This is a genomic window from Flindersiella endophytica (assembly GCF_054779015.1).
In genome coordinates, this window is record NZ_BAAGYY010000002.1 from 1 (window position 1) to 15,548 (window position 15,548).

A 15,548-nucleotide genomic window follows, 5' to 3' on the forward strand; every position below is an offset into this window, starting at 1 on the left:
AAACGGCTGAGGCTCTGCGTGGCCTTGGCCGTCATCGTGACCCTGCCCTCCACCAAGGCGTCAACCGGCTGACCGGCCGCGGTGTAGGTCAGGTCCAGGGCATAGGCCTCGGCGGTGTAGCCACCGTTACCCGGGCCGGGATAGACCTCATCACCAACACCGGGCGCGCCTGGCGTACCCGATCCCCACGCCTGCCGGGCCGAGAAGCCATGCCCATCAGACACGTTGGCCGCCTGCGCCGCACGGGCAGTACCCACAGCACCCACCACCACCGGTACCGCCAAGCCACCCGTCGCAGCCAGAAACCCTCGCCGGGTCGAACCCACAGTCCATCCTCTCGCCTGCTCGGCGTACCAGCAGGATGCAGTACAGAGATAACCGCGCAGACCCATAACTGCCGGCACAGTCTTCCAACCGTTCGCACATTTTTCGCTTACGAGGCCTTGCGTGATCGGTGCACGGGATCGTGGAGTCCTTCCCGGAAACCTTGACGCCAGCTCGGCCACGCGGGCTCCCAACCGAGATCACGCTTGGATTTGGAGTTGGAGGCACCTCGACCTTCGGTCATCCAGCGCACGGCGACCGACCCGGCCAGGAGGCGGCCAAGCCACGTCGGGACTTGCATGGGCGGCTTCGCGCCGACGATGTCCGCCAGGTAGGGAAGCCATTCCGAGACTGGGGCCGGTTCGTCATCCACGATGTTGTAGACACCTCGGCTGCCGCGCTCGAGGGCCGCCACTGTGGCGGTCGCAACGTCGTCGAGATGGACCCAGGACCAGATGCCGGCACCGTCGCCGATGATGGGGAACTGGCGCTTGCGGATCATCGAGACCAGCGCCTCTGTCGCGCCCGGACCGTAGAAGTTGCCGTAGCGCAGCACGATCCCCTTGGCCGATGTCATTGGAACTGTGTCCTCGATGTGACGGATCGCGGCCAGACTTTCGCTTTGCCACTTCAACGGATGTGGATCCAATCCGTCAGCCTCGGTCTTCACCGGCCCACCCGTGCGTGGGTTCGACCAACCTGTGTAGCTCTGTACGACGACCCGCTCTACACCGGCCTCGCGAGCCGCGGCCAGCAGAATATCGGTGCCTCTTGTCCTCAGGCGGTTGGTAACGGCGAACCATCGGTCGAAGCGCCGAAGGTCCGCCCTGCCGGAGAGGGCGGTCATCTGATGGACAATCGCGTTGGGTTCGGCTGCGACGACAGCCCGTGTGAGCGCGGTCGCGTCCAACCCGTCGACGACAACCGTGTCGGCACCCAACTCGCGTAGTCGGGTGGTCTTGTCAGCGGTACGGGTGGTCGCGGTTACCTGGTGGCCCGCCCCGACGAGCGCGGGTATGAGCCGGCTCCCAACCGCTCCGGTTGCTCCGGCTACGAACACATGCATCGTCAATCTCCTTCCAAGCCAAGGCGGCACGCGCCGATCAGGTGCTACTTGGCATCAGCACCAGCCTCAGCCTGAAGCTGACCTCGATCAAGGTCCGATCAATCAAGGCAACGTGCAGCAAGACTTCACGATGCCGGGTGCTGATTCGCCCAGGGCTCGACCGCCACTCGCATACCGGGGGTTGGTGCGGAGCTGCTCCCATTCACTTCAGGTTGTTCATTGTCCGCCCACCAACCAGTGCGGATTGGGTAGTGGGCGGACCTGTACTCGTAGCTACGTCGACCTGGTGACAGGCTTCTGTAGCCGGTGTCTCGTCAGGCAGGCCCGCTTCGATTCTCGATTCGGCCGCGGCTCGGCGAGCTCGACGGTTCGAGCTGGTCATCAGTCACGGCCGGCCTGGATGAGTGTGAAAGCGAGTTCGCTGGGGTGGGTGGTCTTGGCCTCGTGGCCGCCTTGAAGCTGCAGGATCCGGCACAGGGGCCCGAGCCGCTGGGCGAATCGCGGAAACCAATCCGTGTTCACACCCAGGGCGATGTCATTGACAGGGTTCACGTAACTGGTTTTGATCCTTCTCGTGTGCACCAGTTCGTAGAAGACCCCGAGGTCGAGTTTGTCCGTGAGGTAGGCGATAGGGATGGGCGTCATCGCCGCATACATCGCGTTGACAGTGGCCAGGTCGATGTCGTTGCAAGCGAGCTCCCGCCACACGTCGAACGGGAGAAGAATTCCCTGGGCGGGATCCATCTCGCTGAAGAGAGCAGCCAGCTCGGGTGAGAACTCGTCGACCAGTGCACCCCCATCCGCGGTCACGAAGGCGCTGTAGAACACCAGTCTCTTGATCAGCTCTGGGACCTGTTCTGCGGCCTTGGCGATGAAAGTCCCGGCAATCGAGTGCGCGACAAGGACGATATCTGACAGGTCGTGCTGGCGTAGGTAGGCAACAAGTGAGGCCGTCCCGTCGGCATGGGTGAGGTCTCTCGGCGCGTCTGGGCCGTGCCCGGCGATCGTTGGCGCGTACACCGTGTGGCCGCGGCGGCGTAGCTCGGCCGCCACGTATTCCCAGGTGGCTCCGGTCTGGGAGGCACCGTGTACCAGGACAAACGTCAACCCGTGACGAGGCTGCTGCTCTGGCGAGTTCGGCCCGTCCTGTGGCATGACGGTCATGCGAGGTCCTCGCTGATGATGACTGGTTTCCATGTCGGTGCTCCTTTGTCGGCCTGGCCTGTTGGCGTTGCTTGTTGCCAATGAGCTAGACGCCGCGACGTCTGGAAACGGGGCGCTTGTCGGCTGCCCAGTTCGGATCTTGGTTCGCCGACAGTGGGGCGGAGGTGCGACGAGTGCGGGCGAGGCGACGGGCGTGGTGTTGGGATGACGACCTGATCAGGCGGGTGCAGCAGTCGATGGCTCTGTGCTAGTGGCGTTTCTTGGCACGGTGCGCCATTTGACCAACGTGTGTGGCGGATCAGGTCCCCTACGAGTTCTGGGAGACGCGAACTCTGGGGTCGATCCAGCCGTAGGCGAGGTCTGTCAGGAGGTTCGCCACGACGATGAGCATCGTCGTGTACAGCACAGTGCCCATGATGACTGGTAGATCGAAGGTGCGCTCGGCATCGAGGGCGACGGCTCCGAGGCCCTTGAGGTCGAAGATCCGCTCGGTGAAGACCGAGCCGGAGAAGTAGCCGGCCAGGTCCAGGCCGAAGATGGTCGCTATCGGTGCGAGCCCAGCGCGTAGCCCGTGCCGGATGTTCACCTTCCACGGCGGCAGTCCCTTGGCCCGCGCTGTGCGTATGAAGTCCTCCTCCAGTGCTTCAACCATTGCGGACCGGACGTACCGCGAGTAGTCGATCGAGCGGGTGAGCCCGAGCACGATCCAAGCCAGTAGGAGTCCACTCGCCCATGCGATCGGCCCTTTCTCCAGGAGGGGCTGGTACCCCGTCCGTGGGAAGATCGGATGTTGCACGGCCAGGAAGAGGAACGCGGTGACCGCGAACACGTAGTAGGGGATCGAGCCGAACAGGAGCGACAGAGCCACCACACCTTTGTCTATGAAGGTTCCGCGGTAGATTGCCGCACAGGTTCCGATCAGCACACCGGCGACCACGCAGATCAACGCACCGCCGAGCGCGATCGATACGGTGACGGGCAGGTGCTCGAGCATGATCTCGGTTACCGGACGGTCCCGCCGGAAGGAGTAGCCGAAGCACGGCGCCGGACAGGGCTTCACCCAGGCGCCGGCCCTGAGTTCGCGGCCGGTGACGATGCCGCCCATGTACTCAGCGAACTGTTCTACTATCGGCCGATCCAGATTGAGGCTGTGCCGGATCCGCGTGTAACGCTCGGGTGGGCAGTTCGCATCCCCGCACATCGCCGCCGCAGGATCCGCCGGACCCAGGATGAACAACGCGAACGTCGACACGGCGATCATCAACAACACAACTGTGCCTGAGGCAACCCTGCCCGCAATGTATCCGAACACCTGTCCAGCCCAGTCCCTATGGCCTCACCGCGGCAGATCACAAGCGCGGTGGCATCGTTACAGTCGGGCGTGCGAGACGCCAGCTGTATGACAGCATGCGGGGCGGAGTGCACACGAAACGCACATGGACCTTCTCCCAGCCTTCGGAAGGACGAGCAGGTGGACGAGGAGGTCCTGCGAGTCCGGCGGGAAGTCCGGGAAGTGCAGGCAGGGGCCATCATGAAGTGTCCCTGCATGAAGCGTTAAGAGATCGATCCTTGTTCCACTGCTCTGAGCAGGTGCAGCCTGTTGTGTTGTCGCATCCGGCGTGCAGAGAGGACAACGGCATGGCGATCGCATCGTCATCGGCTGTATCACAGCTACGCGCCCGTCTCGGGCTGATGGCTCTGGGAGTGTCCGCCTTCGTACTTGGAACATCGGAGCTTGTCGTTGTCGGTGTGCTCGAGCCGGTTGCACGCGACGTTGACGTATCGATCAGTCGTGCAGGAGGACTGGTTACCGCCTATGCTCTGGGAATCGCGGTCGGTGGACCGCTCTTGACAGCTCTTACCGGTCGGTGGGCTCGTCTGTTCACGCTCAAGCTCGCCCTGGCGGCTTATGTCGTCGCTACTGTTCTGACTGCCGTCTCCCCGACCTTCGGATTGCTCGCTGCGAGCAGAGTGGTGACGGGTTCGTTACACGGGCTCTTCATTGGCATAGCATCAGTGGCGGCAGCCGGAATTGTTGCTCCGGGCCATGAGGGCCGTGGAATCGCGGTGGTGTTCGGTGGGATAGCGATCTCCACGGTGCTAGGTGTGCCTGTTGGCACGCTTGTCGGCCAGTCGTTTGGTTGGCGGGATGGATTTGCCGCAATCGTTGCATTAGGAGTGGTCGCCTTCGTCCTGGTCACGGCCTTTGTTCCATCCGTGCGAGCTCGAGGCAATGGCGAGATGGCTGACGTCAGATCCGCTTTCGCGCCCCGGGTGCTGGCTGCGCTTGGTGTCGGCTTCCTGCTCATCGGGGCACAATTTACAGCTCTGACATACTTGGCACCATTCCTCGGCAGCGTCACAGGGATCACGGGTAGTGCGATCAGCGTATTTCTCCTGATCTACGGCATGGCCATCGCTATTGGCGTGTTCGTTGGCGGCTGGGCTGCGGACCACGGCGCGGCACTGACGCTGCTCCTCGCCAACGTATGTCATGTCGTCGTCCTTGCCGCCCTTTACCTGGTAGGACCGCAGGCGATACCGACCGCGATCACGCTCGCGGTCTGGGGTGTCGTCGGCTTCGGCCTCCTCTCCGCCGCCGTTCAGGTTCGAGTCATCAGCCTCGCCGGTCCAGGAGGCGACCTCGCTGCGACGCTGGGCGCATCCGCTGCCAACGCCGGCATCGCCGTCGGCGCGTTGACAGGTGGACAGGTACTTGCCCACCAGGGCGTTCGCTCCGTCGCCCTCGCGGCTGCGCTGATCAGCCTGATCGCGTTGCCGGCGACGATTGCTACCCGTTTCCTCCGACCGCCCACTCATCTCAAGGAGCGAGAGTTGGCAGAGGTTGAGCCTGAAGTCCAGCCACCGAGAGCATCCTCGTGTGATTGGTCTGGAATCGTCGACGCGGATCGGTCTGGGACGGGGACGTGATCGACGGCTAGTTTTCAGGCCACGCCGCGCGACCCACGACTGTCTTGCAGCCGGCACCGCAGATCGCCCGCGACCCGAAACCAGCCGACCCCATCGACGCTGTGGGCGGTCTCGGCTGCTCGGATCTGTTTGGAACGATCGACGCTGGGTGGAATTGGTACGGGATCACCAGGCCCGGTTGGCATGGAGATCGATGGAACCAGTCTGTAGCGTCTGAGCCATGGAGTACCGATTTCTGGGCAAGGCAAGTATCGAAGTCAGCGAGTTGTGTCTTGGCGCGATGAGCTTCGGTTTGCGGACAAGCGAAGAGGAAAGCCATCGGATCCTCGACACGTTCGTCGAGGTAGGTGGGACATTCGTCGATACCGCAGGTGTGTACGGTCACGGTGCGTCGGAGGAGATTCTTGGCCGTTGGTTGAAGGCCAAGGATCGCGAGAGTTTGGTGATCGCGACCAAGATCTGGGATCCCCGAGCAGTTCGCAACGGCCGGAAGGTCCTCATCACTGCTGTCGAGAACAGTCTCCGACGATTGAATACCGACTACATCGACCTGTTCCAAATCCACGTCTTCGACCCGTACACGCCGGAGGAGGAGATTCTCTCGACGCTTTCCGCCCTGGTCCAGAGCGGAAAGATCCGGTTCATCGGAGCGAGCAACTATCCCGCATGAGCATTGCAGAAGTCGATCGAGCTGGCGCGGGCAAACCGTTGGGAGGCGTACGCAAGTCTGCAGCCGCAGTACAACCTCATGATTCGCGATGTCGAGTGGGAGCTGGCTCCCATCTGCGAGAACGAAGGCCTCGGACTACTCCCGTACAGCCCGCTCAATGCTGGTTGGCTCTCGGGACGATTCCGACGGGGAATGACCGGCCCGCCAGACGGAACCCGTATCGCGGAGCACACCAGGGACAGCCACATGCTCGGATGGGGGAGCCAGGCGACCGAGGCCAACTGGGCGACCATCGACGCGCTCGTTGCTGTTGCCGAACAGGTCGGTAGAAGCCCGGCGCAGGTTGCGTTGCGCTGGCTGTCCCAACAGCCAGTGGTCACCGCGCCGATCATCGGACCCCGGACGCACCGCCACCTGGTGGACAACCTCGGTGCGGTCGGTTGGACCCTCGACGAGGAGTCCATGCGTACGCTGACCGATGCCAGCGACCGTCCTTTGCCCTATCCACAACGAGTGTTGCGCTCCAACGCCAGAGTTCCCAAGCCGCCCTACCACCCAGGCGACAACGTCGGCAAGGATGCGAGTTTCTAGCTGCGTCAGGTAACGATATGGGGCGGAGTCCGTTATAGGTGATGTCCGCTGATGGGAATGGTTGTCGGCTGCCAACGCTGACGACCGTGTAGGATCGCTACATGGTTTCACCGGTCTTCGAGTTGCGGGAGATCGAACTCTTCCTCACCATTGCTGAAGAACTACACTTCGGACGTTCCGCTGAGCGCCTTGGCGTCACGCCGTCCCGGGTGAGCCAGATGTTGCGTGACCTGGAACGGAAGCTTGGTGGAGAGCTGGTCAACCGCACCAGCCGTAGTGTCTCGCTGAACCAGTTCGGCGAGCGATTCCTCGCTGAGATTCGATCCCCATACGGTGAGCTGCTTGCCGCACTCGAACGTGCGAGCGCGGCCAACCGGAGTCTGCTGGGTACATTGCGCCTCGGACTGCTGGCGGCCAACTCGGGCGGTCCCTATCTCACGGAGATCATCGAAGAGTTCGAGCGCCTCCATCCGGAGTGCGAGGTCGTTGTGAGTGAGATCTTCTTCGCAGATGCGTTGGGACCACTGCGCCGCGGTGAGATCGACGCGATGGCCACACCGCTTCCCATCGAGCAATCAGACCTCACCACGGGCCCGACGTTGTGTCGTGAGCCGATGGTGCTCGCGGTCGCCCTGGACCATCCTCTCGCCGACCGTGACCACGTCTCGACCGAGGACATCGCGAGCTTCCACGTCGCCCCCATCACAGATGCCCCCAAGGAGTTGATCGATGCCGCCATGCCGCGTCGAACGGCAAGTGGACGCCCGATCCGTCGATTGACCCGTCGGCCGAAGACTCCTCATGAGGTAACGACTTTGATCGCCCGCGGGCGTATCGTTCATCCAACGGTGCCATCGTTTGCCCGGTACTTCGGACAGCCTGGCATTACGTACATACCCATCGACGACATGCCGCACCGCAAGTCCGGGCTCGTCTGGCGCCGCCGAGACACGGCACCTCGACTCCGCGAATTCGTTCGTGTGACGCGTCAGACACTGTCAGAGCACCGAAAACGACGGCAGCGAGGTGTCGACACCGACTGACGCGACGTTGGCCGGCCGGGCACAGCTACGCGAGATCGATGGCTGCCGCATGCGGATGGATCCGTACGTGAGTGCCCTGTCCTCGATGGGTTTTCTTCGAGGAAGATTGGATCCCATGTCGTGCTCGAGCGTTCGCCAATCGTCTGTGAAGTATGGATAGTTTCGATGCGATGAGCATGAGCGTGCTGGAGTCTTACGGACGTTCGCAGGACGTCCTCGACAGGGTCCTGGCCACCGTACCTTCGGATGGATGGGAGAAGGCATCGGAGTGTCCCGGGTGGACGGTCCGGGATGTCGCAGGTCATGTCATCTGGGGTCAGCACGCGCTGGGACACTGGGCAACGGAGCGGGTGTACCAAAACACGGTAGGAGCCCCCGGATCCATCCACCCAGCCGAGATGGCAGGCGATGATCCTCTGGACAACTGGCGAGCGGCGCGAGCCGCGACAGCCGGGACACTCACGGGCGCGGCTCTTCGGACCGTGGTCGTGCCGGCACAGGTCGAGATTCCGTTGGTTGGCGTGGTCACCGCATACGTGACCGACACTCTTGTTCACGCCTGGGACATTGGGCACTCCTTCGTACCCACCCTGCGACTTGATGACGAGCTGGTCGCAGAATCGTTCGACTGGGCACGCAGGTATGCCCCGCGAACGCCGGGGTTCTTCGGACCAGAACTCCAACCCCAACAGGGCGCTGACCTGCAGACGCGATGGCTGGCGTTCCTCGGGCGTGCGGCCTGAGTGAAACCAGCGAAGGCAACCTGCGCGTTACGGTCAACGACGCCGTACCACAGGATGCGGTCTCGGCGGAAGCTGGGCTACCGGCTCGGGAGTGATCGTGGCAGACCGAACGATGCGAGCAGACTGTTCTCGAAGCGGCTCATCGCGCAGACTCGATCCCCGGCGAGGGTGATGACGTACACACCTGTCCCGTGCCTGACGCCCGCAGGTGTGCGCAAATATGCGCCGAACGCCGGCTGACCGTTGGCTCGAGTCGGCACGAGGTCGAACCTCCGACCAGCGCCGAAGATCATCGCAAAGAAGTTTTCCACGACGTCTCGGCCTTCGTACTCGAGAGGTAGCGGCGGCATGGACACGAAGACGTCATCGGTGAGGACGGCCAGCAGCGCATCGAGGTCAGCGGCTTCGTATGCACTGACGAACTTCGCGACGATCGCGTCCTCGGCGGCCGAGCCGGCGGCGGGAGGAGGGTCATGCCGAGCACCCTCCAGACGTCGGCGCTCCAAGGTGGAGCGCGCCCGCTTGAGCGCACTCTTGGCCGACTCGACGGTCGTGTCCAGCATGTTCGCCACTTCGGCTGTATGGAATCCGAGAACGTCGCGCAGAATCAGAACGGCGAGCTGGCGGGGCGGCAGGCTTTGGAGGGCGGTCACGAAGGCCAGAGAGATCGATTCGGTCTGCTCGTAGCGAGCCTCCGGCCCTAGTGGCACGTCGATCGCGCCATCGAGGAGAGCATCGGGATAGGGCTCGAGCCAGACGACTTCGCCGAGGCGGCTCGGCGTGGGCGGCTCGACTCCGGGGATGTCCCAGGCCTTGGCCGGGCGTCGGCTCGCCGAGCGAAGCACGCTGAGGCACCTGTTGGTGGCGATCCGGTAGAGCCAGGTACGGATCGAGGCTCGACCGTCGAATCCCCTGAGCCCTTGCCAGGCGGACAGCAGGGTGTCCTGGAGGGCGTCCTCGGCGTCCTGGAGCGATCCGAGCATGCGATAGCAGTGCACCTGAAGCTCACGGCGGTGCGGCTCGGTCAGTGCACGGAACGCCTCGCCGTCCCCAGCCCGCGCCCGGCTGATCAAGTCAGCGCCCATCAACTCCACTCCCGCCACCTTTCGTGCGGCCGTCCAGTCTTCCATCTTCGTACAGACGCCGTCCGACGGAGAAAAGGGGCGGTCGACGAGCGCCTCGTTTCCCAGCGTCAGGGCGTCAAAATCAGCGATGGTCACAACGACAACGAAGGAGCGCCCCACATGGGAAAGATCGTGGTCAGCGAGAACACGTCACTCGACGGAGTGATCCAGGACCCGACCGGTGACGACAAGCGCGGGCGCGGAGGATGGTTCAACCAGATGGGGGACACCGACCGTGACGCGTGGGCGAAGGTCGAGGTAGAGGAAGCGGTAGTCGCCGAGGCGCTACTCATGGGCCGACACACCTACGAGTGGTTCCTCCGGCGGGGCTGGCACACCCGTGACGGCCAGTGGGCGGACAGGTTGCGAAGCCTGCCCAAGTACGTGGTCTCTTCCGCCACCTTGGAGGGCCCTGAGTGGATCAACTCGACTGTGCTGCATGGCGACGTACTGACGGAAGTCGCGAAGCTGAAGCAACAGGTGAACGGGGAGATCGTCGTCTACGGAAGCGGCAGGCTCGTGCACGCACTGATCGAGCATGACCTTGTCGACGAGCTGCGGTTGATGGTCTACCCCTTCGTGGTCGGCGAAGGCGGACGGCTCTTCGGTGAGACCAGCGGTGTGAAGCCCTTGCGTCTGGTCGAAACCAGCACGGTCGGCGACAGCCTGGCCCTTCTGACCTACAGGCCCGTCCACGAGGTCTAGCGATCCCCGTCGAGACTGGGCGGTGAGGTTGTGCATCGGAGTAGCTCAGCGCCCAGGATCGGCAGGCTTGAGCCGGCACTACGGCCGGAGTCACGAATGGCTCGAAAGGATAACCAATGACCATGTCGAAGGGCCAACGCTGGGTGCTTGTGCTGACATCAGTGGCCTCGCTCATGATAATGCTCGACGCACTGGTCGTGACGACCGCACTGCACGCGATTGCGCGCGATCTGCATGCCTCCATTGCCGATCTGGAATGGATCGTGAACGCCTACGCGTTGCCGTTCGCCGTACTTCTCATGGCAGGTGCGGCGCTCGGCGAGCAATATGGTCGCAGGCGGATTCTTGTGGGCGGACTGGTCACGTTCGTGGTCGCCTCCGCAGGTTGTGCTCTTGCGCCTGGCCTCGGCTGGCTTGTCGCGGCACGGGCAATGCAGGGCGTCGGAGCGGCCGCGGTCGCTCCAGTGGCGCTGTCGATTCTGTCGGCGGCGTTCGGAGCTGCTGAACGGCCACGTGCACTGGGCTTGTTCGCATCGATCACAGGACTGGCCACCGCCGCAGGACCGGTCGTCGGCGGGGCCATCGTGCAGAACTTGACTTGGCAGTGGATCTTCTGGATCAACGTGCCTATCGCCGCCGTCCTGATCCCCCTGATTCTGGTGCGGCTCGAAAGGAACGAGGGCCTCCCGCGTCGCATCGATATCGTTGGGATCGGCTTGGCAAGTGCCGCGTCCTTTGGGTTTATCTGGGGATTGATTCGGGGCAACGAGTCGGGCTGGGGCAGCGCGGAGGTTCTCGGGACGTTCGCCGGCGGCCTGGTCGCCCTGGCCGTATTCGTCGGTTGGGAGCTGCGGACCGACTCTCCGCTGATGCCGATGCACTTCTTCGCCAGGCGTGCCTTCTCCGTCGGCAATACGGCCGGCTTCCTCTTGTTCGCATCCATCTACAGTGGCGCGTTCTTCTTCGCGCAGTTTCTGCAAGTCGTACTGCGGCATGGCCCGATGGCGACCGGACTGCTGCTACTGCCGTGGACAGTCGTACTCTTCGTGATCGCACCGTTCGCGGGGAAGCAGGTAGGTAAGCTCGGTGCACGGCCGCTCGTGGTGACCGGTTTGCTACTGCAGGCTGTCGGATTCTCGTGGATTGCGATGATCGCCAGGCCCGGCTTGCCCTACGTCGCTCTCATCCTCCCGTTCGTCATATCCGGGGCCGGTCTCTCGATGGCGATTCCGTCCGCACAGAGCGCTGTTATCGCCGCCGTGCCCGTGGCGTCGATCGGCGCAGCCTCGGGTACGTTCAGCACCGTCCGACAGCTGGGCGGCGCCTTCGGGATTGCGATCACTACGGCCGTTTTCGCGGCCCGAGGTGGTCTTGACTCGGCAATAACGTTCAGCAACGGCTTCGCGGCCGCGATCGGCACTGCTGCGGGGTTGGCGTTCGTCGGAGCGCTCCTTGGGCTCCTTCTGTCCCGACCGAATGCCACCGAACCTCGGAACGCGGTCGTCCATCACGATCGGATCCGCGAGCCCGACGTCACGTAGAACGGGCTCCTCGGTGCCCGGAGCCCGACCCGCGTCGTCGGCCAGCTGCGACCGGCCTGGTGGGAGATCACGGCCCGGACAGTCCCGTTGGCCTCAGATCTCGAAGGGCTGAGCCGCTCAACCGCTGGCGGCGCGTGGTTGTCCGGGCTGGTCAGCCGTAGGTCCATGGCTCGGGACTTCGATCGAGTCCTCGATCCTGAGTGCCGCCGCAGCTGTCGCTACTTCAAAGGGCTGCAGTGTGCGGAGCCGGGACCGTATCTGCGCCGCACCGGACCGGCTCGCGTGTGCCGCAGCCTGGTCACCCAACGCTTCCTCCGCGTCGGCGACGATGTCGAGCGCAGTCGCCAGCCAGTATGGAGAACCAAGGCGAGTCCAGATCTGCGCCGCGGCTTGCGCGCGCCGCAATGCCAACGCTGGTCGACTGGCGGCAAGTTGGGCGTGCGCCAGCCCGAGCATCGCCGCGGCTTCGCCCCAGGCGTTGCCGTATTTGCGCTCCGCCCATAGCGACTCCGCGAGCAGCCGGCGCCCTTCGAATGGTCGCCCCTCACGAACACGGATCTCGCCCAGCCAACAGGCGGCATGTGCCGACTCCAGTCGGTCACCAGTCCTCTCGCTGATCTCTTTGGCTGCCAAGAAATATCGTCCAGACTGTGCCAAGTTGCCACGCCGTCGGGCGACGTAGCCGAGGCAACGTAGTCCCTGCGCCTCACCCGGCAGGTAGCCCACTTGCCTACTGAGCCGTAGGCACTCGTCGAATCGACTGGCTGCTGCAGGAAGCTCGTCGCACTCGAGGAGTACGACCCCCATGCCGTTGATTGCGTAGATGACACCGTTCACATTCCCGGTGTCCAGCGCAAGTTGGCCAGCGACGTGGTAGTACTTGAGTGCCAGGTCATAGGAGCCCAGGAGTCGGTGTAGGTAGCCGAGCCCTGCGCTGCAAGCCGCTTCGTACCATCGATCGCGGCCCTCACAGACAGCGTACGCCGCCTCGAAGTGACGGATGGCGTCTGGATATCTGTCGCAGAGGGTGTCCAGCTCGGCGAGCTCGCGATGCAACTTGGCCGCGGTGAACATGTCGTTGGCGTCGATCGCCGTTTGTAGCGCCCGGGTCTGCAGCCGGCGCCAGTCGAGAAGATGGCCGCCGGTCCTCAGGTGTGCCGACAATGACGCAGCGAGGCATCCGGCCAAGCGGCCAGCGCCGGTATCGAGCCCATCTTCTACAGCGGCTAGGAGGAGGGCATGCTCTTGGTCAAGCCATGCCTGCGGACGTGCGGTGAGCCTCTCGAGTTCTTCCCGCGGTGGGCTCCAGCGCGCAACGCGGTACTTGGAGATGCCGAGGAAGTCGGCCGACAGGCGTAGGTTCGCCCGTTCGGTCAGGCTCAGGCAGGCGCCCACCAGGCGCCGGACTGCGGCTGTGCGCGTGTGTTCGGGCTCGGTCAGGGCCTGCTCCTGTGCGTAGAGCCGGACGAGATCATGCATATGGAAGCGGCGTTCGGCCGATCCAGACGACTCGAGGAAATGAACGCGCAAGAGCTCCTCGAGCAACTGCTCGGCCTGCGCAATGGAGGTATCGACAAGGGCGGCAACTGTCCACGACGAGAAATCACGTGTGCGGAGCAGGCCGAGCCTGCGAAAGGCTTGCCGTGCCGGCTCGGCCAGGCTGTTGTACGTCAACTCGAGGCTGGGGCGAATGGCCAAGTCGGCGGATGCCAGTTCGTCCAGGAGTGACTGCGCGGCCTCCAGGCGGTCTGCGAATGCGCCCAGCGACCAACCGGGCGTCGATGCGAGTCTTGCACCTACGATACGCAACGCGAGGGGAAGCTGTCCGCAAAGGACCGCAAGCCGGGTCGCTGCGATGGGATCCGCCAAGACGCGGCTCACGCCGCAGAGCGAGCCAAGCAAAGCCACAGCGTCGGTCGTCGGAAGCAGACCGAGCGGGAACCGCGCCGCCTCCTCCAAGCCCATGAGGTGCTGGCGGCTGATGACAAGCGCCGCGGAGCCAGAGCTGCCTGGGATCAGAGGCCGGACCTGTTCCAGCGATCCAGCGTTGTCGAGTACAAAGAGGAAACTACCCTGTGCGGTCAGCGAACGAAACAAGGCGGCGGCCTCGGCGACATCGTGGGGGACGTCTGCCGGGTGGACTCCGAGTCCACGAAGGAACTGGCCGAGGACATCGGCTGCATTTCGTGGAGCCAGGCCGCCCGACGTGCCTTGGAGATCGACATAGAACTGGCCGTCGGGGAACATGCTGGAGGCCGCGTGCGCAACCCGCACTGCGAACGCCGATTTGCCAACTCCCGCGCCTCCATCGATCTTCACGACTTTGGATCCGGTTCGATCACCAGAGCCCCGAAGTAGCGAGAGCACTTCAGCCAGTTCGACCTGCCGGCCGGTGAAGCCGCTTGCACCGGCGGGCAATTGCTGCGGCTTCGTGACCTGAGCGGTTGTGGGAATCGCTACAGGAGGTCCGCCCGGCAAGCCAGCCTGGTTCTGGTCGGAAGGCGCATCGACGAAGGTGAGGTGAGCTGTCAGGTCGTCATCGCGCAGTATCGCCTCGTGTAGGCGCTGGAGTTCTTCACTGGGATCCGCGCCCAACTCGTGGGCCAGGAGTGCGCGGAGCTCCACGTAGGCTGAGAGTGCCTCGCTGGGACGGCCAGACTCACAAAGAGCGAGCATCAACAGTCCCCACAACGGCTCCCGGAGCGGATGCTCCTTCACCAACGCACGAAGCTCTGGAAGCACCGGCTCTGGCTGCCGCAGATGCAACTTGAGCCGTGACCACCGCTCAACGGTGGCAAGGCGCTGCTCCTCCAGCACTATCGCTTTGGTCTGCAGCACAGGCCCGTAGCGCAGGAGACCTTCGAGCGCTGGCCCACGCCACAGTTGCAGCGCGCTGGTGAGCTTGCCGGCAGCCGGCTCGAGGAGTCCTTGGCGGGTATCCCGATCAGCCTGCAGGGCCAGGTCCTCGAACTGGTCCAAGTCGAGCTCGTGTGGAAACACGCTGAGCCGATAGCCGCCCGCGCGCGCGGTATGCAAACGCGAACGCCGTTCGGAGGGAACTCGCAGCCCGCGCCGCAGACCCGTAACGTACGCGCGAAGGTTGGAACGTGCCGCCTCCGGCGGCTCTGTCCACACGGAACGTATCAGCCGGTCACTGGGGACGATCTCGTTGGCGTCAAACAGCAACGCGGTGAGAACCGCCCGCTGCTTCGGCGTTCCGAGATCCAAGCTGTAACCCTGGTGATAGACCGCAAGTCTTCCCAGGATATGGAACTCCATCTAGCCACCCTGCAACTATTTGTTTAGGCCGGCCGTCCCGGCTGAATCGCCGCGATACTAGCTCGGGTTCGAGCCGGTGACCTTGCCGAAATCTTGTCTGTGGCGTTCGCCGCCAACGGCGATGTGGATGGTCGATGCGCCGGGCTACGCTTGCCGAAGTCGGGTGGGTAAATGAGTTGGCGACCAACGCACCAAGGAGCGGAGCCCACCCCGTCCAGACATGGACGAAACTTTGCCTTGGGCCACTGAACCAACTCGGGTGGCCGTCCGTCTAGCCGTATGTGAACTACGGCCCACGGCCGCCGGTGCCAACGTCGCGCAGGGCCGCGAACCTCCTTGTAAGATGCTCATATGCGCATCAGGATGT

The 15,548-nt window shown here is 63.8% G+C and carries 10 protein-coding genes and 2 pseudogenes; 6 read left to right on the forward strand and 6 right to left on the reverse strand.

All coding sequences use genetic code 11. The features are described from left to right. From ACYVF6_RS00480 to ACYVF6_RS00495, 4 genes and pseudogenes are all read right to left on the reverse strand, one after another. Positions 1 to 257 (reverse strand): annotated as a pseudogene (locus tag ACYVF6_RS00480) (hypothetical protein); the annotation flags it as partial. 176 nt (positions 258 to 433) lie between these two features. Next, positions 434 to 1,390, reverse strand: coding sequence for an NAD-dependent epimerase/dehydratase family protein (locus ACYVF6_RS00485; protein WP_460514771.1), 957 nt, complete (start codon positions 1,388 to 1,390; stop codon positions 434 to 436). 381 nt (positions 1,391 to 1,771) lie between these two features. Then, positions 1,772 to 2,554 (reverse strand): alpha/beta hydrolase, encoded by a 783-nt coding sequence (locus tag ACYVF6_RS00490; RefSeq protein ID WP_460514514.1) that lies wholly within the window; start codon positions 2,552 to 2,554, stop codon positions 1,772 to 1,774. Positions 2,555 to 2,861: 307 nt separating this feature from the next. Further along, entirely contained in the window at positions 2,862 to 3,866 is a 1,005-nt protein-coding gene (locus ACYVF6_RS00495; protein ID WP_460514516.1) for an ABC transporter permease, read from the reverse strand. 326 nt (positions 3,867 to 4,192) lie between these two features. On the opposite strand from ACYVF6_RS00495, the gene ACYVF6_RS00500 reads away from it, so the two are divergent. From ACYVF6_RS00500 to ACYVF6_RS00515, 4 genes and pseudogenes are all read left to right on the forward strand, one after another. Continuing rightward, entirely contained in the window at positions 4,193 to 5,485 is a 1,293-nt protein-coding gene (locus ACYVF6_RS00500) for an MFS transporter (RefSeq protein WP_460514518.1), read from the forward strand. A 220-nt stretch (positions 5,486 to 5,705) separates the two neighbouring features. Beyond that, a pseudogene (locus ACYVF6_RS00505) lies at positions 5,706 to 6,746 on the forward strand (aldo/keto reductase). A gap of 101 nt (positions 6,747 to 6,847) precedes the next feature. After that, complete coding sequence (locus tag ACYVF6_RS00510; protein WP_460514520.1) at positions 6,848 to 7,789, forward strand: LysR family transcriptional regulator; 942 nt, start codon at positions 6,848 to 6,850, stop codon at positions 7,787 to 7,789. Positions 7,790 to 7,965: 176 nt separating this feature from the next. Continuing rightward, positions 7,966 to 8,532 carry a TIGR03086 family metal-binding protein gene (locus ACYVF6_RS00515; protein WP_460514772.1) on the forward strand — a complete coding sequence of 189 codons (567 nt, stop codon included), beginning with the start codon at positions 7,966 to 7,968 and terminating at the stop codon, positions 8,530 to 8,532. A 77-nt stretch (positions 8,533 to 8,609) separates the two neighbouring features. Here the strand turns inward: ACYVF6_RS00515 and ACYVF6_RS00520 are convergent, their stop codons facing one another. Continuing rightward, positions 8,610 to 9,776, reverse strand: coding sequence for a sigma-70 family RNA polymerase sigma factor (locus ACYVF6_RS00520; RefSeq protein ID WP_460514522.1), 1,167 nt, complete (start codon positions 9,774 to 9,776; stop codon positions 8,610 to 8,612). Between ACYVF6_RS00520 and ACYVF6_RS00525 the strand changes: the two genes are divergently transcribed. Continuing rightward, positions 9,777 to 10,361 (forward strand): dihydrofolate reductase family protein, encoded by a 585-nt coding sequence (locus tag ACYVF6_RS00525; RefSeq protein WP_460514524.1) that lies wholly within the window; start codon positions 9,777 to 9,779, stop codon positions 10,359 to 10,361. Between the two features lie 116 nt (positions 10,362 to 10,477). Further along, positions 10,478 to 11,902 carry an MFS transporter gene (locus ACYVF6_RS00530; RefSeq protein ID WP_460514526.1) on the forward strand — a complete coding sequence of 475 codons (1,425 nt, stop codon included), beginning with the start codon at positions 10,478 to 10,480 and terminating at the stop codon, positions 11,900 to 11,902. A 117-nt stretch (positions 11,903 to 12,019) separates the two neighbouring features. Here ACYVF6_RS00530 and ACYVF6_RS00535 read toward each other — a convergent pair whose 3' ends face one another. Further along, entirely contained in the window at positions 12,020 to 15,181 is a 3,162-nt protein-coding gene (locus ACYVF6_RS00535; RefSeq protein WP_460514528.1) for an AfsR/SARP family transcriptional regulator, read from the reverse strand. Positions 15,182 to 15,548: the final 367 nt, after the last annotated feature.